The sequence below is a fragment of the Clostridium sp. JNZ X4-2 genome, assembly GCF_054889485.1.
Window position 1 is genome coordinate 3,316,709 of the sequence record NZ_CM142685.1, and the last position, 22,782, is coordinate 3,339,490.

18 protein-coding genes and 1 other annotated feature (1 of these 19 running past the window's edge) are annotated in these 22,782 nt (G+C 33.6%); of the genes, 2 read left to right on the plus strand and 16 right to left on the minus strand.

The window, feature by feature from the left end:
• Positions 1-17 precede the first annotated feature (17 nt).
• Together ACYUJ6_RS15960 and ACYUJ6_RS15965 are read left to right on the plus strand one after the other, a co-directional pair.
• Positions 18-299, plus strand: a complete 282-nt coding sequence (locus ACYUJ6_RS15960; RefSeq protein WP_461843682.1) for a GIY-YIG nuclease family protein — start codon at positions 18-20, stop codon at positions 297-299.
• A complete protein-coding gene (locus tag ACYUJ6_RS15965; RefSeq protein WP_461843683.1) occupies positions 274-735 on the plus strand; it encodes a pyridoxamine 5'-phosphate oxidase family protein in 462 nt (153 codons plus the stop codon). The genes ACYUJ6_RS15960 and ACYUJ6_RS15965 overlap by 26 nt, the downstream gene beginning before the upstream one ends.
• 81 nt (positions 736-816) lie before the next feature.
• Here ACYUJ6_RS15965 and ACYUJ6_RS15970 read toward each other — a convergent pair whose 3' ends face one another.
• From ACYUJ6_RS15970 to ileS, 16 genes are all read right to left on the minus strand, one after another.
• Positions 817-1,884, minus strand: coding sequence for a mannose-1-phosphate guanylyltransferase (locus ACYUJ6_RS15970; protein WP_461843684.1), 1,068 nt, complete (start codon positions 1,882-1,884; stop codon positions 817-819).
• Between the two features lie 81 nt (positions 1,885-1,965).
• Complete coding sequence (locus tag ACYUJ6_RS15975) at positions 1,966-2,853, minus strand: sulfite exporter TauE/SafE family protein (protein ID WP_461843685.1); 888 nt, start codon at positions 2,851-2,853, stop codon at positions 1,966-1,968.
• 245 nt (positions 2,854-3,098) lie between these two features.
• The gene (locus ACYUJ6_RS15980; RefSeq protein WP_461843686.1) at positions 3,099-3,980 is read right to left on the minus strand and encodes a TSUP family transporter; all 882 of its coding nucleotides are present in this window, start codon (positions 3,978-3,980) and stop codon (positions 3,099-3,101) included.
• Between the two features lie 47 nt (positions 3,981-4,027).
• Complete coding sequence (locus tag ACYUJ6_RS15985) at positions 4,028-5,035, minus strand: proline racemase (RefSeq protein ID WP_461843687.1); 1,008 nt, start codon at positions 5,033-5,035, stop codon at positions 4,028-4,030.
• Between the two features lie 2 nt (positions 5,036-5,037).
• Positions 5,038-5,508 (minus strand): glycine/sarcosine/betaine reductase component B subunit, encoded by a 471-nt coding sequence (locus ACYUJ6_RS15990; protein ID WP_461843688.1) that lies wholly within the window; start codon positions 5,506-5,508, stop codon positions 5,038-5,040.
• A gap of 11 nt (positions 5,509-5,519) precedes the next feature.
• Entirely contained in the window at positions 5,520-6,281 is a 762-nt protein-coding gene (gene prdD, locus ACYUJ6_RS15995; protein ID WP_461843689.1) for a proline reductase cluster protein PrdD, read from the minus strand.
• A 115-nt stretch (positions 6,282-6,396) separates the two neighbouring features.
• Complete coding sequence (prdB, locus tag ACYUJ6_RS16000; RefSeq protein WP_461843690.1) at positions 6,397-7,122, minus strand: D-proline reductase (dithiol) protein PrdB; 726 nt, start codon at positions 7,120-7,122, stop codon at positions 6,397-6,399.
• A gap of 6 nt (positions 7,123-7,128) precedes the next feature.
• Positions 7,129-7,377 carry a CBO2463/CBO2479 domain-containing protein gene (locus tag ACYUJ6_RS16005; protein ID WP_461843691.1) on the minus strand — a complete coding sequence of 83 codons (249 nt, stop codon included), beginning with the start codon at positions 7,375-7,377 and terminating at the stop codon, positions 7,129-7,131.
• Between the two features lie 19 nt (positions 7,378-7,396).
• The gene (gene prdA, locus ACYUJ6_RS16010; protein WP_461843692.1) at positions 7,397-9,187 is read right to left on the minus strand and encodes a D-proline reductase (dithiol) proprotein PrdA; all 1,791 of its coding nucleotides are present in this window, start codon (positions 9,185-9,187) and stop codon (positions 7,397-7,399) included.
• 98 nt (positions 9,188-9,285) lie between these two features.
• Positions 9,286-9,726 carry a sugar transporter gene (locus ACYUJ6_RS16015; RefSeq protein WP_461843693.1) on the minus strand — a complete coding sequence of 147 codons (441 nt, stop codon included), beginning with the start codon at positions 9,724-9,726 and terminating at the stop codon, positions 9,286-9,288.
• A gap of 29 nt (positions 9,727-9,755) precedes the next feature.
• A complete protein-coding gene (prdC, locus tag ACYUJ6_RS16020) occupies positions 9,756-11,063 on the minus strand; it encodes a proline reductase-associated electron transfer protein PrdC (RefSeq protein WP_461843694.1) in 1,308 nt (435 codons plus the stop codon).
• A gap of 286 nt (positions 11,064-11,349) precedes the next feature.
• Positions 11,350-13,101, minus strand: a complete 1,752-nt coding sequence (gene prdR / locus ACYUJ6_RS16025) for a sigma-54 dependent transcriptional regulator PrdR (protein WP_461843695.1) — start codon at positions 13,099-13,101, stop codon at positions 11,350-11,352.
• Positions 13,102-13,305: 204 nt separating this feature from the next.
• A complete protein-coding gene (locus ACYUJ6_RS16030; protein WP_461843696.1) occupies positions 13,306-17,388 on the minus strand; it encodes an AAA domain-containing protein in 4,083 nt (1,360 codons plus the stop codon).
• Between the two features lie 164 nt (positions 17,389-17,552).
• Complete coding sequence (locus tag ACYUJ6_RS16035; RefSeq protein WP_461843697.1) at positions 17,553-18,152, minus strand: DedA family protein; 600 nt, start codon at positions 18,150-18,152, stop codon at positions 17,553-17,555.
• 93 nt (positions 18,153-18,245) lie between these two features.
• Positions 18,246-19,253: a LacI family DNA-binding transcriptional regulator gene (locus ACYUJ6_RS16040; protein WP_461843698.1), complete on the minus strand. Its 1,008-nt coding sequence runs from the start codon at positions 19,251-19,253 to the stop codon at positions 18,246-18,248.
• A 209-nt stretch (positions 19,254-19,462) separates the two neighbouring features.
• Positions 19,463-22,567: an isoleucine--tRNA ligase gene (gene ileS / locus ACYUJ6_RS16045; protein WP_461843699.1), complete on the minus strand. Its 3,105-nt coding sequence runs from the start codon at positions 22,565-22,567 to the stop codon at positions 19,463-19,465.
• Between the two features lie 115 nt (positions 22,568-22,682).
• Positions 22,683-22,782 (minus strand) — a binding site (T-box leader) (it continues 126 nt past the right edge of the window).

A 22,782-nucleotide genomic window follows, 5' to 3' on the forward strand; every position in this document is an offset into this window, starting at 1 on the left:
ATGAAAGTGATTATAAAATGAATTATGTCTACATATTAAAATGCAGGGATGGAACGTTTTATACAGGATACACCAATAATCTGGAAAAGAGACTGGAAACCCACAATAATGGAAAGGGTGCCAAATATACTAGAGGCAGAACCCCTATAAAGCTTGTTTACTTTGAAGAATTCATTTCAAAAAAAGAGGCCATGCATAGAGAATATATGATAAAAAAAATGAGTCGGGAACATAAATTAAGATTAATCAAATCACTAACTCAGGGGGTGAATTATGAAAAGAATGAGAAGAAAAGATAGAATAATGGACCAATCTAAGATTCCCATAATACTTGAAAAATCAGAGTATGGCATATTATCCACTTGTGATGAGAACAATCAACCTTATGCAGTTCCAATAAATTATGTTTATTATAATAATAGCTTATATTTTCATTGTGCCAACGAAGGAGCTAAATTAGACAATATATCAATTAACAATACCGTCTGTTTTAATATAGTATCTTCTTCAAAAATTGTACCAGGGGAATTTACTTCAAAATATGAAAGTGTTCTAATCTTTGGTAAGGCATCTAAGGTTTATGACAAAGAAAAAGAAGATGCCTTAATTCAGCTAGTTAAAAAATACAGTCCCGAATTTATTGAAAATGGCAAAGAATACATACGCAAAAGTCAGCATGGTGTAACTGTAATTAAAATAGCAATCAATAATATAAGTGGGAAGGAGAACCTGTAAATATATAAAATACCTTTTATTTCAGTGATAAAATAAAGGATTTATTATCAGTTTTTTAATAATAAATCCTTATTGTATAATTCATAGATATTTTTTAAAATTGTTTTTATTCTTTAAAATATCTACTAAATACTTCAATTCCTGATCTTTATTTTTATCCATAATCAAAAGCACATCCTTGCAATCTATTACAATTAAGTCCTTGACTCCAAACATTATTATAAGTTTGTCGTTCCCAAATACAGTACAATTTTCACTGGATTGCAATACTGCATTTCCTTTTACATTATTTCCATCAAAGTTTTTAAAAAGTCTTCCCAGTGCAGTAAAGGTGCCTATATCATCCCAGAAAAAATCACATTTAATCACATAGGCCTTTCTTGTTTTTTGCATTATTCCAAAATCTACAGATATGCCATCTATAATCTTATACTGTTCCTTTATAATCTCTTCTTCTTGCTCTGTATTCAAGTACTGATATACAGATAGCATACACTTATACATTTTAGGAAGATATTTTTGCATCTCCCTTAAAAAAACATCTGCTCTCCATACAAATATTCCACTATTCCAAAGATATGTGCCCTTCAATATTAGATCTTTAGTTACTTCTATATTCGGTTTTTCCAAAAATCTCTCTACTTTAAAAGTAGAGCTGTTTAAATTGATTCTTTCTCCCATTTCTATATAACCATATCCAGTTTCGGGTCTAGTAGGTTTAATCCCCATAGTAACAAGGCCCCTTCTCTTTTCTGCAATCTGTACAGCCTGAGAAATAGTATCTAAAAATACTTTTTTATTTTCTATATAATGATCCGATGGTAAAATTATCATGGTAGCATCTGGATCTTTTTTTAATAATTTTACCGCTGAAAATCCAATACATGTGGCGGTTTCTTTGTTTTCCGGTTCTGCAAATATATTTTCTGTACTTATGTCCGGAAGCTCTTCTTGTACCTTATCTATATACTCTTCATTTGTAACTACATATATATTTTTTTTATCCACCAAAGGTATAATTCTATCCACAGTATTTTGTAAAAAGCTCTTATCATTTATAATTTTTAAGAATTGCTTTGGATTTTTAGCTCTGGATAATGGAAATAACCTTGTTCCTTTGCCTCCTGCAAGAATTAGTGCATATAACAATAATTTCACTCCAAATAATGCTTGCTATATTTTATAATATGTGTAAATCATTCTAAGTGTGAAACAGAATAAATTGATATTTTAAACCATAGGGTCTTTTCCCCTATTCAGCTTATTTTTTGCAGATTTAAACATAATTACGGAAGTATAAACTATAATCCCTATAACTACCCATTTTAATATGGAAAGTGGTAATGATTTAACCACATATGCAGCTATTAAAACTCCTATTGAGCCAAATATGATAACCGGCAAAGGCACTCTTGCATCATAAGCCCCTGTTTTTACAAATTTCACAGAAGCTGCCACTTCCAAGAAAGCACAAGAACCCATCATCACTGGAAATGCTATCTTAGGGCTCATTCCCAAAGTAAATATTAAAGCCATGCAAGGTGCATAAATTCCTATGCCAAGGGTCATAAATGCTCCAAATATAAAATTTCCAATTAAACCTATGATCAATCTTATACCTGTCAGTCCTGTTGAATTTCCTCCTGAAGGCATAATGTTCACCTGTCCGGCAAACATTATAAAAGCTACCACTAAAAGGGCAGTACCCATTCCTATTTCTATCTTTCTTTCATCTAACCTGGCTACAAATCCTGCTCCCAGTACAGCTCCAAGAGTAGCAGCTACAATCATGGATATTAAGGTAACAGGCTCCACTTTAATCACATTTATAAATACCATAGCTTCTACTATTACAGGAATTGCACATGAAACGTTTAATGTACCGGGTATGGTTCTGTCTTCAGTGAGTTTAAAGTTTTTCAATATAGCAGTAAATATGGCAAAGCTGCCTATTCCCAAAGTATCAAAAAAATTAACTACAAATCCGCTTGCTGCGAAGGTTGAAAACTTGCTATTATCGAGAGATTTGTTTTTTACCTTACTAATATAATCTTTAAAAAATACGACTAAAAAATATAACACACAAATAATAAGTAAGGCCATCAAGATTTTAATCATCCAACACCATTCCTTTCCTTAATTAATTATTCGTTTACAATGCCGTCCACTTAATATTAATTTGCATAAATTCAATATTTAACTTGCAATGTATCAAGAAAGGCCTCGTATCCCACATATATGGGAGCGAGGTCATATAGGAACATCACCCTGATTTGCATTCGTATAAATACTAGCATATCATCTAATATTGGCGTGATATTTTGCATAATCTTATTATTTTGTTAATCCTTTAACCGTAAATTTTATGCCTCTGCACTTTTTGCTTTATGCTTTGCTGCAGATCTAAACATAGCTACAGATGTATAGACTAAAACAGCAATTACAACCCATTTCAAAATATTTAAAGGTAATGTCTTAACTATATATGCTGCTATCAGCACACCTATAATGCCAAATATAGTTATAGCCATAGAGGCCTTTCTGTCATAAGAATCTTCTTTTATAAATTTAGCTGAAGCAGCCGGCATCAAAAATGCACAAGAGCCCATCATTATAGGGAAAGCCACCTTAGGGCTCATTCCCAGTGCAAATACCAGTGCCATACATGGTGCATAAAGTCCTATTCCCAGTGTCATAAGAGCTCCCAATATTAAATTGGCTATTACCGCAATTACAAGTTTTGCTCCTGTAAGCCCTATTGCAGTTCCACCTACCGGCATAAGATTTAACTGACCTGCCAGCATTACAAATGCCACTACAATCAGTGCAATGCCCATTCCCAATTCTACCTTTCTCTCGTTCAGTTTGGAAACTATTCCTGCACCTATTACCGCACCTACAGTTGCCGAAATCAACATGGCAAACAATGTTAAAGGTTCCACCTTTATAACTGTTATAAATATAATTGCCTCAACGATTACAGGAATAGTACAAGATACATTCAGAGTGCCGGGTAAAGTCCTGTCTTTCGTAAGATTGAAAAACTTTAACAATGCTGTACTGGTTGCAAAACTGCCTATCCCAAGAGTATCAAAAAAATTTGCTATGAATCCAACTCCACCTAATGCAAAGAAATTTGCCTCTTCCAGTTTTTTCTCCTTAACCGCTTTTGCATAATCTTTAAAAAATAAAAATCCAAAGTATATTACTAAAACAAGCAGTATACCAAAAACTATTTTTACCACTGAAAGACCCCCTCTATTTTTCTTATAATTATAGATATTTTTTTAATTTACTTCAAGATAAACCCATATTTCACCGGATCATCAGGATCTATAAAGAACTGATTATGCCCTGTTATATAGGCTGAACCCGTTATCTGAGGAATAACAGCATCATAATCCCCTACTTTGGTCAATCCCAATATCTTACCCTTAAATTTTGTATTTATTATACTTTCATACACAAAATCCTCATTTACTTTAAGTTCACCTCTTGCATACAAAGTAGCCATTTTAGCGCTGGTACCTGTACCACAGGGAGATCTATCCAACTGTCCTTGTCCAAATATAACTGCATTTTGATAAGTGGCATCTTTGCTTTTTGCTGGTCCCCAGATTTCACATAAATCCACCGTCTTTATATGAGAAAGAGTTGGATGCTGTATTTCCACCTGTTCATTTACTGCTTTTATTACTTTCATGCCTATTTCTATTAATCTTTGTGCATTCTTGGTTTCTATTCCTATCCCCAGGTTTTCAGCCCTGACTATAGCAAAGAAACTTCCTCCAAATGATATATCCATTACAACTTTTCCTATATCAGGTACTTCTACTTCTACATCCTTTTTATATAAAAATGCTGGTACATTGGTTATTGAGACTTCTTCGGCACTTCCATTTTTCACTTTTACAGAAGCCTGTATAAGTCCTGCTGGAGCTTCTAAAGTAAGTTTTGTAACTGGTTCTACAGCTTTTACAATTCCTGTCTCCACTGCCACTGTGGATGCTCCTATGGATCCATGTCCGCACATATTCAAATACCCGCCGCCATCCATAAATATTATTCCTATGTCAGCTTTATCTGTAGTTGGCTGTGTCAATATAGAACCAAACATATCATTATGTCCTCTTGGTTCAAGCATTATAGCTGTCCTTAAATAATCCAAGTGCTCTTCAAGATAGGCCTTTTTTTCTGGCATTGTATTTCCTGGAATATTAGGTACTCCACCAACAACTACTCTTGTAGGTTCGCCCATTGTATGTGAGTCTATGGCAAATATGGTTCTTTCAATATTCATAATTATTCCTCCTTATTTCTCATTTTTAATTTTAAAAAAGCTAATGCTTTTTTAGCATCCAATTCTGTTACATTATTTTCTCCTACTACTTCAGTCTCAATACCTTCTGATGACTTGTTAAAATCCACTATGGTATCCATATATTCATTGGTAACTACAAATTGAGCTTGAGTTCCAACAAAACTCATTCCTACCACAGGTATATTCCTTTTGCCTATTTCTTCTATAGCCGTAGCAAAATCTATATTGCTGTTTCCCCATCCATCAATGGATACTATGGCTCCATCCGCCCTCATGGCTTCCACCCAGGCTGCTATTCTTTGGGCAACAAAAACCTTATCTTGATTTTCCTGGGGTGTCCCTGCAACAATAACTCCTAGAATATCCACATCATTATCATTTGACACCACATCCAAAAGAGGATCTCTGAAGTGGTGTAATGTAGTTTCTTTTGTAGACGGCCCAATTCCCATTTTTATCACCTCTAATTCATGGCTCTTAAAGCACCATCTCTGTATTCATTGGGGCTTAATATTATAGGTATATTTCCCATATCTATTATGGATCTGCATCCTATGAATCCACCTGGATTTTTACCAAGAATTCCTGTATCGTACATGGCTCCCTGACCTGCTACTTGTTTTATTACAACAACCTTCTTTTTACCAGGTCTTATTTTATCAAAATATTCATGTTTCTCATTGCAGTCTTCACCATGCATTTTTTTCAAATACTCTCTTATTTCCTGAATTATTTTGTCACAGGCCTCATGAGCTGCCATGGGTCCTGATCTGCTGCTGCCTTTTTTAGATCTTAATATGACATTTACATTTACAATAATATCATTTTTATCAGGTGTTCCTGCCTTTCCAAATACTACTTGATTCTCAAGTATTCCTTGGGAAGAACCAAATTCCGCAACTTGAATTCCATCTTCATCTACACCGGTAAGCATTACATATACACCTGTTAGGACATGAGTTATACCTTCTCCAAGTCTGCCTAGCACTTTAACAGCTATAGGTGAAAAATCCATTATGGAATTTACGAATACGTCATGGCAATCAGGTTTAATGATATTCACTTTTATCTCTTTTATAATATCTTTTTTCATATCTATATTTTTCACTATATCATTATTTATATATAAGGTTTCATCTTCTATATATGTCTTGTCAGAAAACTCTGCCTTATTTATAAAAAAGGTTTTTATAACAAGCCTTCTCATTTCCCTTTCTTTGTCCATATACCTCACCCTATTTTAAATTGTTTTATAGCAATTACAAACCTCTCAGTCTGTAATTGCTATAAACATTCTATTTAATAACAAGCTTTATTGTACGGCTTACACCTAAAAATCATCAAACCTTTGCTACATACTCATAAGGAAGTGGTACTATTGTCCCTGGAGTAGTAATTTTAGTAAGTTGTGTAAGTGCATCCTTTACTATTCCTGTCTGCATCTCCACATTATGAGGTTCACCTGCGTTGGCACCCATTGGAACTCTTGGAGCGACTGCCCTTGGAGTACCTGTTTGTTTAACTACAGGAGGCAATGCTGCTATAATTATAGTAGGTATGCCTATTTGTTCTATTGCTCTCTGCACCAATACTGCAGAGCGGTGGCAGGTTCCTCATCCAGCAGTCATTATAACTGCATCTACGTTTTCATCTTTTAATATTTTAGCTATAGCCGGACCAGTTTCCTCTCTGAATTTCTGTTGGTTTCCGCCGCCACCCATGAATCCTATATGAGTTGGTGCTACCGAACCAATGAAACCTTCTTCTGCCAATTCCCTCAATCTGTCCAATGGAAACATGCAGTTTACATCTTTGTTTACATCTCCATTGTCATATCCCCCATGTGATACCATAAGATCATCAGTATTGGTATCTCCAGGTACTCTTCTAAATGTAAAGTCTCCTGCCAAATTAAATCTTTTATCTGTCTTTAAGTGTACTCCTGCTGCCGAAGCAATGGCAATTTTCATATCTTTAAGTTCTTTTGTTACCGGAGCCCATACTGGAGGAGGAGTTATGGGCACATATATTTCTGATTGCAACCCTTTAACAACCGTTAAATCCATTATAGATTACCTTCCTTTCTTTTTATCAATATTACTTACATATTTTTCATTAGCTTGGGATGAAAGCACTTCGGGAAAACTCATTCTAAACCCAACTTCCTGCCCCAGCTCTAATGGGTAGTCTGTTATCAGCATCCTTAGAGGTATTTTCAAATATCCCAACCTTCCCTTGAGATCTATTCCAACGGCACCATCTTCAACCTGAACGATTATTCCCTGCATTTCGATGATTTTGTCACCGTATTTTAATTTCATCTAATTTACCCTCTTTATTTTAAGAATATTTCTCTTTTCTCTTCTTGCTCATTGGAAGTGATTGTTCATTCTTAGCTCTTTCTATCTTTTCACCAGTAGTTTCTTCTATGAGATCTAAATTGTTTTCAAGTACATTTCTATTGTATTTTCTTTCTGCCTTTTTTACTTCTTCCCCTGCCATGGCTGCTTTTAACATATTGACACCCCTGACTGCATCTTCAGGGCAAAGTGTATTACAACCAAGTACTTCATTTTCTATTCCTGCTTCTGATTTATTGTTGTCTACCATATAATTCATGTATTTGTTTCCAACAACCAGTGCTCCCTGAACTGCACAAAACGAGAAAGCTACACATGGTATTTCCCTCATGCCTATTTGTTCCACGTGGCTGGCAAAATCAATATGGTTATTTCCAAAACCTTCTGTTGTCACAAAAGCTCCATCTACATCTAGTGCCTCTACAATCATTCCCATTCTCTCTGATACATAAAATTTTTCACTATTTATCTGAGGACTTCCCACAAATAATACTCCACAGAGATCCAACTCTTCATCTTTCAAAACCTGATGCACTAGAGGCTCTCTCCAATAATGCCTTGAACACTCTTTTGATGCAGGTCCTATACAAGTCAATGCATGAATTCCTCCATCAGCTACTTCAAGTGGTGACAACATTATAGGCACATTCCCTAAGTCAACATTGGGCTTTCCACCAAGGAATCCTATAGGCTCTACCGGCAATATCAAATTATCATGCATGGCACCCTGACCCATTATCTCCTTTACTATTACAACCTTTTTCTTACCAGGTCTTCTAACATGTTTAAATTCTTCTACATTTACTACTAAAGATTCATCATCAACCTTTTTAAGTGCTTCTCTTATTTCCTGTGTTAATACATCTGTAGCCTTATGAGCAGCTAGAGGTCCCCTTCTCTCCATATTTGTCTTAGCTTGAATAGTCATCTGGGTTTTAATAAATATTTCTCCCTTGTCAGGGCAGCTTGGTCTTCCCCATTGAATATTTTCATCTAAGTATCCTTCTGAAGAACCGAATTCTCCAATTTGAACTCCATTTTCATCAGTGCCTGTGAGCATCATTACAACGCCATCCAATACCCTGGTAACTCCTGTTCCAAGTTTAGATTCTCCCTCTTTTGTAGCAATTGGCTGTACATCCATTATAGTCTCACTGTAAGTGTGATATTTGTCAGGTGTTATTATGTCAATCTTCATATCCTTAACTAATTTGCTTTCTGCTACAGCATCTTTACATACGGCTTCTCTTATATAAAGAGTTGTTCCTTCTATTTTTGTTTCTGGTCCCAATTCTACCTTGTCAATCTTATAATGTTTTCTCGTAAGTGTTCTCATTACCTTTTCTTCTACTGAAGCTTCTTTTTCACTTTTGTTTTCCACACCAGACATGGGCCTTGCTGCCGGTACTGATACTCCATTTGAAGATACTGAATTTAATCCTCCCAACGGCAACTCTATATTAATTCCCCTGCCTTCGGCAATTTTAATTTTAAGAACTCCGCTGGAAACACTACTTGACTTACCAACTTTATCTTTTTCAGTATAACCTTCCAATATATCTCCAGTTACAGCTGTCAAAGCTGATGTATCAGCTTTAAGCTTTTTCCCGATGACTTCTTCTCTTGAAAGCACATTTTCATCCAATTTAATCAGCAGCGAATCTTCAAGTTTTTCAAAATTCATCGGATTTTCCAAATCAGCAGCTCCTATAATGTCTCCTGCCTTTTTGTTGTACTTCAAAACTGCCTTTTTTTCTCCTTCAGCATTCATTCATAATACCTCCTTATTCGTTTTTCAAGGTTCTTTGATCCTCAATTTTCTATTGAACTTTTCAAGACTTAATTTATATTCAAACCCTCTTTATACAGCTATTGACCTATATAAAAAGGAAGTTCAATATCTATTCCCCTGCCTTCTTCAATTTGTATCTTCAAAGTTCCACCAACCACTGATACGGATGCTTTGCCTTCGCTTACAATATTATCTATCTGAGGAGCTTTAGCTTCCGTTAAATCCTCTTTAGTTTCTTCCTTGACATCCTTTTCAGCTTCTGCAATTTTAATCCCCTCTAAAATATCAGGAGTAAGCGGAGTAAGGGAATCTATGGTTTTAGTAAGTTTTGCCCCTATTGCTTCTTTTACTTTCAGACAATTATCAGGTATAGTCAGCAATCCTGAATCCACCATGTCAGGGAATATATCCGGATCCTCCAGATTTTCAGCTGCAATAATAGTTCCTTCTTCTGTTCTGCAGCATACAACAGCTACTTCATCTTTTACTTGTTCTGCATGTTCAGCACTCATTGACATATTAAATCATCCTCCTCAATTTTTATATTTTAAGATTCCTGTTCCATTGGAAGTCTTCTTGTTAACGGATAGTCTACTGTTCTAAATACATGATCCGTATGATGATATACTGGCAGTCCCATTTTAGGCGCACAACACATTACCGTATTTGAACAATCACTGCAGTTGGATATAAGTACTCTCTTTGCACCTTGTTTCTTCAGGTACATAATTGCCTGAGCCTGACCTGGACAATGTCCCGGTGTCTTGCATTTGTTGCTTCCCTTAATTTCCTCTACATTTTTGCATTTGGTTACGCCAGCTACCTGGGAATGCATTTTAGAAGCCACATCTCTAAGTCTTGCTTCATTCGCTCCACAGGCACATACCAACAGTCCTATAGGTCCCTTATATTCAGGAAACGGTATTGTAACAATTGCTCCCCCTGAAATTTTTGTCACTATTGCAGTGTCAATATCCTGTGAAGTACCGGTATACGGTCCTCCTATTATCAATTCACCATATTCACCATCTATACCGCCGCATTTTTCAATAAGGCTCTTTATAGTAGTTCCTACAGGTACCTGAAAAAATACATTTGGTTCTTTTCCTGATTTCAATTTTCCCACAATTGTTATATCTTTATCTATTACTGGTTTTCCATAATCTACTGCCATAGTTATATTGAAAAGCGTTTCAGCATTTAGGACTACACAATCTGCATCTGCCGGCAGCTGAGTAGGTTCAAGCCATTTATCAAATATTGCATGAATAATAGCTCTTTCTTCTCCCATAGGATACATATCTGGTAATTCCTTCACTTCTATAGAAGTATCATTTTTTAGATAATCTTTTAAAACCCTTACAGCCTTTAAATGTTTGGATTTAATTGCTATATACGCTTTTTTTGCACCAGTAGAACTCATGGCATATTTTATGCCCTTTATTATTTCTTCAGGCTTTTCTTCTATTCTTTTTATATTGTGATGAAGTACTGGTTCACACTCTACACAATTAGCAATTATATATCCATTTGGAAGTTTGGTTTTTAATTTTATATGGGTTGGAAAACCTGCTCCTCCAGCACCCACAACTCCTGCCTCAAATACTGATTCTGCTATACTGCTGCATTTTTTAATTTTTACATACTCTTCTGATTGTTTATCATCTGGCCTGATTACAATTTCTGAATCAGTTATTTTGATTACTTTTCCTGAAACGCTGCTGTGTATTTTAGCTCCAAGTCCCTTTGGCTCTGCTATACATTCTCCCCTTTTTATGTCCTGATTTTCTTTTACAATAGGTACATCAGGACCTCCTACATGCATTTTAAGGGGAAAACTGTAAACCTGTTCCATATTATCCCTCCTAAGTATTTAGGCTAACATCCTCTGCCTATAGCTATTTAAAGCATACTTCATGCCAATTTGATCTATAATATTATATTTGACTATAATGCATACTAATGCTAGCTTTAAAGGTTATAAGCTTTTGTTATAGTGTCTATAATTATAGATTATTGTTTTATTTTTTGACACTTTTTTATTATATAAAGGTATTAATTTCTAAAAAGCATTTAAACACCACACAAATAGGATTTTTTTATTTTGTCAATAAACTGACATACATGTTAAATTATTGACATTACAATTTGAATTTGTTTAACTTATAATAAAGAGTACTCCTTTTTATATTCAATATTTTTGCCGCCCGGTTTTTATTCCCATTTACCATTTTCATTACACTCTTTATAGTTTTTCGCTCTGCATTTTCTATTATTTTTTCAAGATCATACTCATTTTCATCACTATAATTATAATCTTTCACATTTTCACTTCTTATATACTCGGGTATTGATTCTATAGTTATCCTGCCGTCGTTGGATAATACCACCATCCTCTGAACAACATTCTTCAGCTCCCTGATGTTTCCATCCCATTTATAATCAATTAACTGCTTATATATTCTCTCATCAATATTATTTATTTCTATACCTTCTTCTTTTGATACCTGCCTAAAAAATAAATTGGCTAAATCTTTCACGTCCTCCTTCCTGTCTCTTAGCGGCGGCAGCTTTATCTGCACTACTGCCAATCTATAAAACAAATCTTCTCTAAATTTATTTTCTGCTATTAATTCAGTCAAGTTCTTATTAGTAGCAGAAATTATTCTAGTATCTGTAACAATAGGCTTTTCACTTCCCAATCTTGATATAACGCCATCTTGCAGCACCCTCAATAATTTTGCCTGCATTTCCATGGGCATATCGCCGATTTCATCCAAAAATAAAGTCCCCTTATTGGCAAGCTCAAACTTGCCTATTTTACCTTTTCTTATTGCTCCCGTAAAAGCCCCTTCTACATAACCGAATAATTCACTTTCAAATAAATTTACAGGTATAGCACTGCAATTTATGGCCACAAAATTGCCTATCCTTTTACTAGCTCTATGTATTGCCTTTGCAAATACCTCTTTTCCAGTTCCGCTTTTCCCTGTAATTAGAACACTAGTAGAGGTAGGAGCCACCTTCTGGGCAATGGAAATTGCATCTATTATCTTTTTATTTTTACCTATTATTGATGAAAAATTATACTTGGAAGAAAGTTCACTTTTATAGGCGGACTCCAAAAATTCTACTTTTTTCCTTTCATCTTCCAACTGTTTTGTCAAATTTACTGCATCTGTCATATCCCTGTCTGTAGATACCACTGCTATCAGTTCTTTTTTTGAATTGTATATGGGAAAAGCACTTAATACAACAAACTTTCCCCTTACGGGTTCATGAAATACATTGTCAATTCTCTTTTCTGTTTTCAGCACTTGTAAAATCATAGCATTAGGGAAAAAATCCTTTATATATTTATTTAATATGTCCTTCACCTTAACACCATATACTCTCTCAGAAGCTTTATTCCAATACTTCACTATTCCTCTTTCATTGCACATGCATACTCCTTCATGTAAATTGTCAAATATGTCATTTTGAAGTTTAAATAATTCATCCATTTTCAAATAAAATGTATCCCTAAAGTTGTTATTGGTTATAATCCCCTTAATCTCACCATTTTCTATAACCGGCAATCGCCCGATATGTCTTTTAATCATCAGATCCCTGGCAAATCTGGCAGATGATTCACAATCTATAGTGAGTACATTTTTGACAGCATATTTCATTATGGAATCTTCTAATGATATTTTCTTATTTTTAATTTCAGCCGCATCTTTCATGGTAAATATACCAATCATTTTTCCGTCATCATCTACTATTATGACTTCATCTCTATAAAATCCTATCATCTTATTTAAAGCACCTTTTATAGTTTCATTTTTATTTACTTTTATAAATCCATCTGTCATTATATCTTTAACTTTATAAATTAATTCGAAAATACTCATTTATTCACCTACTTTTATTTTTTAATATACATTTCATATTTATTTTATCATTAATTCTGCACATTAAGTAAGCATTCAAGTCATTTTCAGGGATAATTAAATCTCCATAAAAAATAGTGCTTCAAAAAATTCTGAAGCACAGTTTTTTTTACTGAAACAAATCAATTATGTTAAATTATATATTTCTAAACCTAAATTACAAAATTATACTGCCTTAAGATCCTTGGTACTAACTGTTTCCATTTTGTTCCGCTCAATTCCTATATTATTCAGCTTCTTCCACAACCTTCTCATTGTCTTTTCAGAATTATAATAGAACTCACTTCCCCTTATTCTATAAAATATCCATCCTACTCTTTCTAAATCCAATTGTCTTTCTATTGCCTCCTTCCAATTATATTCCTCTGATGATACATCACCATCACATATTATGGCAACTCTATTTCTTATACCTTCTACAATAAAATCTATTTTGTACTTGCCTATTTTTACTTCCGGTGTGACCCTATATCCTTTACTCTTTATAAGATTATAGACATCTTTTTGAAATTCAGATTGAAATACATATTCTACATTTCTGTTGTTTCCATTATGTCTATCGTAATTCAAACAATAATTTAAAAGATGGTATCGTGCACATTCTTCATTCAAGTCTTTTAAATCTACAGAATGGAATAGCCACATTTGATTTCTGGCCCTGCTTGCTGCCACATTAAATCTTCTGATATCGCTTTCTTTTATAAGAGGTGCAAACTTTACATTTTTTGAAATCACCATGGATAAAAACATTATATCCCTTTCATCTCCCTGAAAAGAATAAGCATCTCCACATATAAGTTTCCTCTTTATAATTTCCTTCACACCTATTTTTTCCTTCAGCATATTTTCAATAAGCCGTGCCTGGGCCTCCCCAAGTAAAGATATAACCCCCATAGACATATTAGAATATTTACTATCCTTACAGCAGGCTGAAATTTTATCTACCAGACACTCAGCCTCTTTAACATTTATGGGCTTGGTTGAATCCCTGTCTCCATCCTCCACTTTAATTGCACTTATTGGTGGATAAAATCTTTCATTAATTTTAGGATATCTCAAAGTCAGCATTTCTCCGGAATAACTCAGATCATTACTGAAGTTTATTATTTCAGGTACACACCTGAAATGTTCTTTTAGCATCAATCTGCTTGGGAATACCCTTAGCGCCGTATCATAGAGACTTGTCTGCAAATCAAACCACTGTTTCTGAGGTATATCTTTCAAATACTTATCTATCAAATTTTGTACAGTTCTTTGATCAATACCTACAATCTCCGGGCTTATCTGATTATCATCTCCTACTATAACTGCTCTTTTGGCCCTCATAAGTGCGCATAAGGAGAATAAATCACTTTGACTGCTTTCATCAAATATTATTACATCAAACATATTTTGAGAAAGCTTTATATTTTCTATAACTCTATTTAACGGCATAATCCATACTGGAATAACCTTTTTACACTTCTCCATCTCTTTTTGAGCTATTTTTCTATACTCAGGCACCATCTTTCCTCTGCCTTTTCCAATTCTTTTCACTGCCTGCATCCATGAAAACAGACTTCTTTTTTCACCTTCCGTAGTTCTAAGTATTTGATTATACCAGGTTTTTTTTGAAACTATATCTTTTATAATCTCTTTTTCCCTATTGTTTTCTTTTTCTATACTCTCTTCTATTTCCTCTGGATTCAAACCATACATATGGCTTAGCAGGCTGTTCCACTGTGCCCATTTCCATGCCTGTGTCCAATCGTTAAACTTCTCTCTCCCATACTCCCAATTATCCATTATACTCTTAGCAGTCTTAGGACATACTTTGTTTAATTTGCCTATTAGTTCATCTATCTTAAGGCATTTATTTTTTACCAGCTTAGTTTTTCTTAATTCTTGTAATATTTCCTTAACTTCATCTACATCCAGATTATCTACAGCTTCATAGAGTTCCTTTAATTTGCTTGTACCATTTATCATTTTTTTAAACACTTCTATGTAAGCCTTATCTTCATTATATATATTGATATTTCTTATGGATTTTACACATTTGATTAAATAGTCATAGGATTCTTCCTTATGCCAATCTACAGTTTGTGGAATTGATATCCTTCCCAGTCCTTCCATTATATATTTTTTGTACTTTAAGTCCCAATTTACAATTTCATTTAAATAGTTCAAGTTTTTTTCAATGTCAATTATATCAGAAGTTTTCATATGGAAGGTTATTGGTTTCAACCCATAATCCCTCATTGTATTATTCCATATATTTCTCAGTTCATTGACAACTTGTTTTTGTTGAATGTATAGTTTAACTATTATTGCTTGTCCCATATTCTTTAAAGGTATGCCGTCTACTTTACAACTTTTCAATATGCAGCCACATTCAGGATGAAGCATTATAAATAATTTTCCCACCTTACCTTTCTTATCAAGGGAATCATACAATACATCAAAATTATCCAGGAATTTATCCATATCAATATTATCAGGGATTTCTATTTTGTGATTTCTAATCTGATTTTTAATTTTACTGAATATCAACATACAATTATTGCTTTTATACAATAAATCCTTTAAAGTCTGTCTTGCCAAATTACTGCTGTAGCAGCTGTTAAATATATTCCCCCAGACGCCTTTTCCAAGTACTGACATCTTACTTTTACATTCATTTAGCAGCTTTAATAATTCATCATGATTGCACCTGTCATTACAAGGTATATGCCATCCCTCTAAAGTTTCAACATACTCATGGTATTTCAATTTTACCTTTTCATACTCTGATATTCTATGACAAATTTCTTCGTCCTCAGGTAATTTACCTATTACATCCTTAATATTATCAAATTTACATTTTTCATTTTTGCTCAACATACCTCTTAAATATATTAATAAACTAAATTCTTTTTCCGATAAAGGCATCACATCATCCATATGAATTTTATCCTCTAACCAGCAATATTTTTTATTATTATCTTTTACCCATCGTGCCATATAAATAGTATCATATTCCCTGCCATTGTAGTTTATATTTTTATTTTCCACCTGCTGCATCTCTCTGAATCTTTCATATAACTGCTGCTGGTTTTTTTTACATAAACTTAGTTTCCTTTCTAATAATTCAACTTCCTTACGCATAGCTTCAGCATCCATGGATAAATTATCCGTTATTTTCCGCACTGATTCATTGAGTTTATTTAGAGAATTGGTATCATTGCCTAAAACACTAATGCACAATGGTTTTATCTCCTGGGGTATTTTTTCTGTCAGGACCTTAAGTGCCCTGCTAGTTTGACTTGTTATCAATACTCTTTTGCCATGGGCAAGAAGATGACATACTAAATTAACTATGGTATGGCTTTTGCCTGTGCCTGGAGGTCCTTGAACAACTACTCCATAATTTTGGGTTATTTTTTTTATTATCTCCTTCTGTTCTAAATTGGCAGGCAGTGGAAAAAGCAGATCCTTCCCCATATTATCCCACTGGTGACTCTCTTTCTCATCACAATCTGTACTTTTTTCATTTACTAGGGCTTTTATAGTTTCGGGTATTTCACATCCATTGTTTATTTCTCTAATTATGCTGCCTATTTCAACCTGCCATAACTTAGCACTGCTCTTTCTTATGAAAATAATAGATGTATTATAGATAATAGGATATTGCTGAAAGCTAATCTTTTTTCTTGAGAAATTATCCTTTTTAAACTTTCCCTGAGCATTTATATGAGAGAATAGTTTTAGGAAAACATCTTCAGTCTGAATTATATTTCTCGGATCCAAATTAACCCTGTTTACTTTATCTGCCAGTGCAAATATACCTTTCATATTACATTCCTTAAATTCCTCAAATAATGAAACTTCCAATATAGTCTTACTTGACGGAGTTAAAATGAATACCTCTCTTAATTTATCAAATTCTATTTTCATTCTCGTAGTTAAAACAGGATGAATAACCTTTTCACTTTCTCTTTTCCATACAATTAGACCATGTCCAAAAACTATTTCAAAGCTTTCTCCATTTTTCTCACTCTCCTGATATAGATGAAAAAATTCTTCATATAATCTACTGCATTTTGTATTTATTTCAACCCAAGGTTCATTTACAGATAATTTATTTATAATACATCCAGGTACATGAGAAAATTCTTCTTCCCAGTATAACTTTTCATAGTCATAAACATTCCTTATAGACTTTTGATTTAGTTTCTTTAGGCTTAATAAATAAGAAAATATATTTTTTATCTTATCCCTGTAATCCATAATCCCCCTCCTAATAGTGGTAAACTAAATATTATATTTACTTTTATGTTAAATTATACCATGGGATTGTAAATATTTCAAAATTTTCGTTAAACAAAATTCAGACATTCATGACAATATTTTTCTACAATTTAATAAAGGAAGTAAGTTTTTGAAATAAAAACTTACTTCCTCACCTTTTTTATTATTAATTTGTATAACACAAATCCTATTATTATGATCACCAGGGTTATATCAGCAAAATGAAACCATTCACGTATGATTACCCATTTTTCTCCCATTTTATAGCCTGCATATGCTAGGACTATACTCCATATGGAAGAACCTAATAGTGTATAAATAATAAACTTCCTAGTTTCCATTTTGCTTATACCCGCAGGAAGAGAAATAAAAGTTCTGATTATGGGTAAAAGCCTGGAAAAAAACACTATCTTTTCTCCATATTTATTAAAATAATAATCGCTTTTTTCAATATGAGCCTTGGAAAGTTTAAGACTATGTGCGTATTTTTCAACTAAAGGTCTTCCACCTATTTTCCCTATAAAATACGCCCCTATGGATCCTGCTGTTCCGCCTAACGTGCCAAATATTATAACAAATATTAAATTAAGCCTTCCGGTAAAGCTCAAATATCCTCCAAAAGGCAATATAGCTTCGCTGGGAATAGGTATACAAGCACTTTCCAATGCCATTGATATAAATATACCTGCATATCCGGTCTTGTCTAAAATAAAAATAACCGCTTCTATTATTCTTTCTATCATTATTATTTCCTCTTTCACATAAGATGTATGCGCTCCTTATATTTTACCATATATGATGTATAATGCTAATAATCTATAGAAAAGTTAGTCATTTTAGATAAAACTATTTTTACAGGAATCTCTTTCAATTAATTCATGCATCAGCACATAATTTCTTTCTTCCAGCTCCTGTTTATTTATCAACTTTATAAGCATCCTCATACCAACAGATCCCATATCATAAATAGGCTGTGATACAGTAGTTAATTTAGGATAAAATATAGATGACAAATATATGTTATTAAAACCCATTACATCTATATCTTCAGGTACTTTTATTCCTTTATCCCTAAGTGCATTTATAGCTCCTATTGCAATTTCATCACTAGTGCAAAATATTGAATCTATTTTCGTTTTATTCAATATTTCATTTATGCCTTTATATCCATCTTTTGCTTTAGAACTGCTAAAATAAACCTTATCTTTATTAAGTTCTAAATTATTTTCCTGAAGAGCCCTTCTATATCCTTTATACCTCATAGCACTAGCATTAACTGTATCTTCCCCTGCACCTATATAAGCTATGTTTCTATTCCCTTTTTCTATCAAATAAGTAGTGCCATCATATGCTGCCTTTTCATTATCAATAGTTACACTGGGAATATCATCCTCTTTACTTGTGGTTTCTACCAGAACCATAGGTAATTGAAGCTGTTTTATAAGCTCTAAGATTTTTGGTTCCAGGGAATTGCTCATGTATAAAACTCCATCTGACATTTTTTCTTTTAATACTTTTAAGTACTCAATTTCCTTTTCTATATTTAAATCAGTATTGCACAGCATTATGTTGTAGTCATATATATTTGCCACATCTTCAGCTCCCCTTACTATTTCAGGGTAAAACTGATTGGATATATCCGGAATTATTATTCCTATAGTTCTTGTCTTTTGCGTTTTAAGACTTCTTGCCACTATGTTAGGCCTGTATCCCAGTTTTTTAATAGCCGACAATACTCTTTTTTTTGTTTCTTCATTCACAACGTCTACATCATTAAGTACCCTGGATACCGTAGCAATTGAAACTTCTGCCTCTCTAGCCACGTCCTTAATTGATACCGCCACTTTATATCACCTACCAATTTGCGTTTTTTATAATTATACTTATAAAATTATTTTATTACAAGATAATTTACATCTTTTTATTAACTATCTACATTTTAGCCTATAAAACTTCATTTTAACAACTTCCCAGTTCCAGATAAAGCAAAAACTCCCTGGAACTAAGAAATATGTTTATTTAGAATTTCAACAATTAATCTATTGGGTTTACTTTATTTTACCACTTCTGCTGCTATATCAAATTCTTCTCCATTAATATTACATTTATTATATTTTTTATCAGCATTATAAGTAATATTTACAGAAAGAGTTTCCTTTTGAATTTGACTTTCAAATTTTTTTACCACAGCCTCAAGCTTTTTATTTCCTGAAACATATAAGTTTATCTTATCTGCCACTTCAAAGCCGCTTTCTTTTCTCATATTCTGTATTTTACTTAAAATTTCTCTCAGGTTTCCCTCTTCTTTAAGTTGTTCCGTAATAGTGGTTTCTAAAACCACCCCTATATCTCCCTCTCCTGCAAAAGCAAATCCCTTTAATCCTTCCATTGTAATAAGTAAATTTCTAGAATTTAATTCTATTTCTGTTTCTCCTATCCTCACTTTTACTATTTCATCATTATTTATTTTTCTGGCAAGTTCCATCTGATCCATGGAGGATATTTTTTCTCTTATTTTAGGTATTAATCTTCCATATCTTTTTCCCAGCTCTGGCAGGTTCGGTTTTATATTAAACTCTACATATTCAGATAAATCTGCATTAAATGCTATTTTTTTAATGTTCAATTCACTTTTGATTATATCTTCATAATACTCAGGAAGCTCCTTTACACTTATGAGCATTTCCGAAAGAGGCTGCCTGTTTTTTATATTGGCTGCATTTCTAGCGCTTCTGCCTAATCTAACTATTTTATAAGCTTCTTCCATATCCTTTTCCAGCTCACCATTAATTACACTATCGTCATATTGGGGCCATTTACATAAATGTATGCTTTCCACTGCATCCTTATGGAGATTTACTACAAGATTCTGATAGATTTCTTCTGTCATAAATGGTACAAATGGTGCAGCAACTAGAATCAGTGTATTTAATACTTTATATAAAGTTACATATGCACTTATTTTGTCTTCTGTTAAATCTTCACTCCAGAATCTCGTTCTATTTCTTCTGACATACCAGTTTGAAAGTTCATCTACAAAGCTTCCAATGTTATTAGCTGCCTGGGTAATTTCATAATTATCCAAATGAGCTTCAGTTTCCTTTATAAGTGAATTCAATCTTGAAACTACCCACTTATCCATTATATTTTTACTTACAAAATCCTTATAGTCCAATGGATTAAAATTATCCAAGTCTGCGTAAAGAACATAAAAAGAATACACATTCCACAGAGTGCCCAGGAATTTTCTCTGACTGTCCTGAACTGCCTCTTCATAAAATCTAGATGGAAGCCATGGTGCACTTTCAGTATAAAAATACCATCTTGTTGCATCTGCACCCTCATTTTCCAAAGCCACTTCTGGACTCAATACATTTCCCTTATGCTTTGACATCTTCAAACCATGCTTATCCAAAACATGACCCAAAACCAAACAATTCTCAAAAGGACTCCTGTCAAATAATACTGTAGATATTGCCATAAGGGTATAAAACCATCCTCTTGTCTGATCTACTGCTTCAGATATAAATTGAGCTGGAAAATTTTCTTTAAAAAGTTCTTTGTTTTCAAATGGATAATGATGCTGTGCAAAAGGCATGGAACCCGAATCAAACCAGCAGTCAATTACATCTGGAGATCTTTTCATTTCCCCGCCGCATTTATCGCACTTCAATTTAATTCTGTCAATATATGGTTTATGAAGTTCTATATTATCCGGAACATTTATCCCTTTTTCTTTTAATTCTTCAATACTTCCTATACATTCCTTATGTCCACATTCACATTCCCATATTGGCAGAGGTGTACCCCAATATCTTTCTCTACTGAGGCCCCAATCTATTACCCCTTCAACAAATTTTCCAAATCTGCCTGTTCTTATATTGTCAGGATACCAATTTGTGTCATTGGTGTTTTTAACCAGTTTATCTCTCATGGAAGACATCCTAATGAACCAGGTATCTCTTGGATAATACAAAAGAGGAGTATCACATCTCCAGCAAAATGGATAAGAGTGGGTAAACTTTTCTGTTTTATAAAGTATTCCCTTCTCCTTTAAATATTCTATTATTTTAGGTTCCGCATCTTTTACAAAGATTCCTTTCCATGGAGTAACCTCTTCTTTAAATTTTCCCTGGGTATCTACTGAATTAGTCATAGGTATATTGTACCGCTTGCAGCTGTTACTGTCATCTTCACCAAAGGCAGGAGCAGTATGAACTATTCCGGTACCTTCTGTTAAGGTTACATAATCCGCATGAACAATATAATGTGCCTTACCCTCAAAGGATGCAAAATTAAACATTGGTTCATAATCCAGACCAACTAATTCCTTTCCCCTGAATTTTCTTAAGACCTCGTATTCATCTTCCAGGATTTTCAAAAGAGCTTCTGCCAATATTAAATGCTCTCCTTTATTAAGCACTTCCACATAATCATAATTTTCATTTACTGCCAATGCCATATTATTAGGCAGTGTCCATGGTGTTGTTGTCCATGCAAGTATATATTTGTCTTTATCCTTGAGTTTGAATTTAACATATATTGATGTCTCTTTTACATCTTTATAGCCTTGTGAAACCTCATGAGAGGAAAGTGCAGTACCACACCTTGGGCAATAGGGCACTACCTTATGCCCTTTATATAAAAGGCCCTTTTTCCAGATTTCTTTTAATGCCCACCATTCAGATTCTATATAGTCATTATGATAAGTTACATATGGGTTATCCATATCTACCCAGAACCCTATTCTGTCAGACATTTCTCTCCACTGGCTCACATATGTAAATACACTGTCCTTACACTTTTTTATAAAATTCTCCACCCCATAATCTTCAATCTGAGGCTTTCCCGAAATTCCAAGGTTTTTTTCAACTTCAAGTTCAACTGGAAGTCCATGCGTATCCCAGCCAGCCTTTCTTAAAACCTTATATCCCTTCATAACTTTGTACCTTGGTATAAGATCTTTTACAACCCTAGTTAGGACATGACCTATATGAGGTTTTCCATTAGCAGTTGGCGGTCCGTCATAAAAGGTAAAATATTCTCCGTTCTCGTTCTCCCTTAAACTCTTTTTCTCTATTTCTTTGTCTTTCCATAGCTTTAGAATATCTTTTTCCATTTGTACAAAACTTTTGTTATTATCAATCTTTTTATACATGGATTCGACCCCTTTCTATTTATACTGTTAAGTTTTTACTATTGTGTACATTTTATACACAAATCAGAATTTTAAGATTCAGAAAATCAATTATTTACAATAAAAAACTTCATCCAAATAGGACGAAGTTTTATTCGTTTATACCACCTATGGTAATACTTTTTACTGTTACAAACATTTCCTTAACGCAGAATTACGTAAGAGTTTACTCAAAT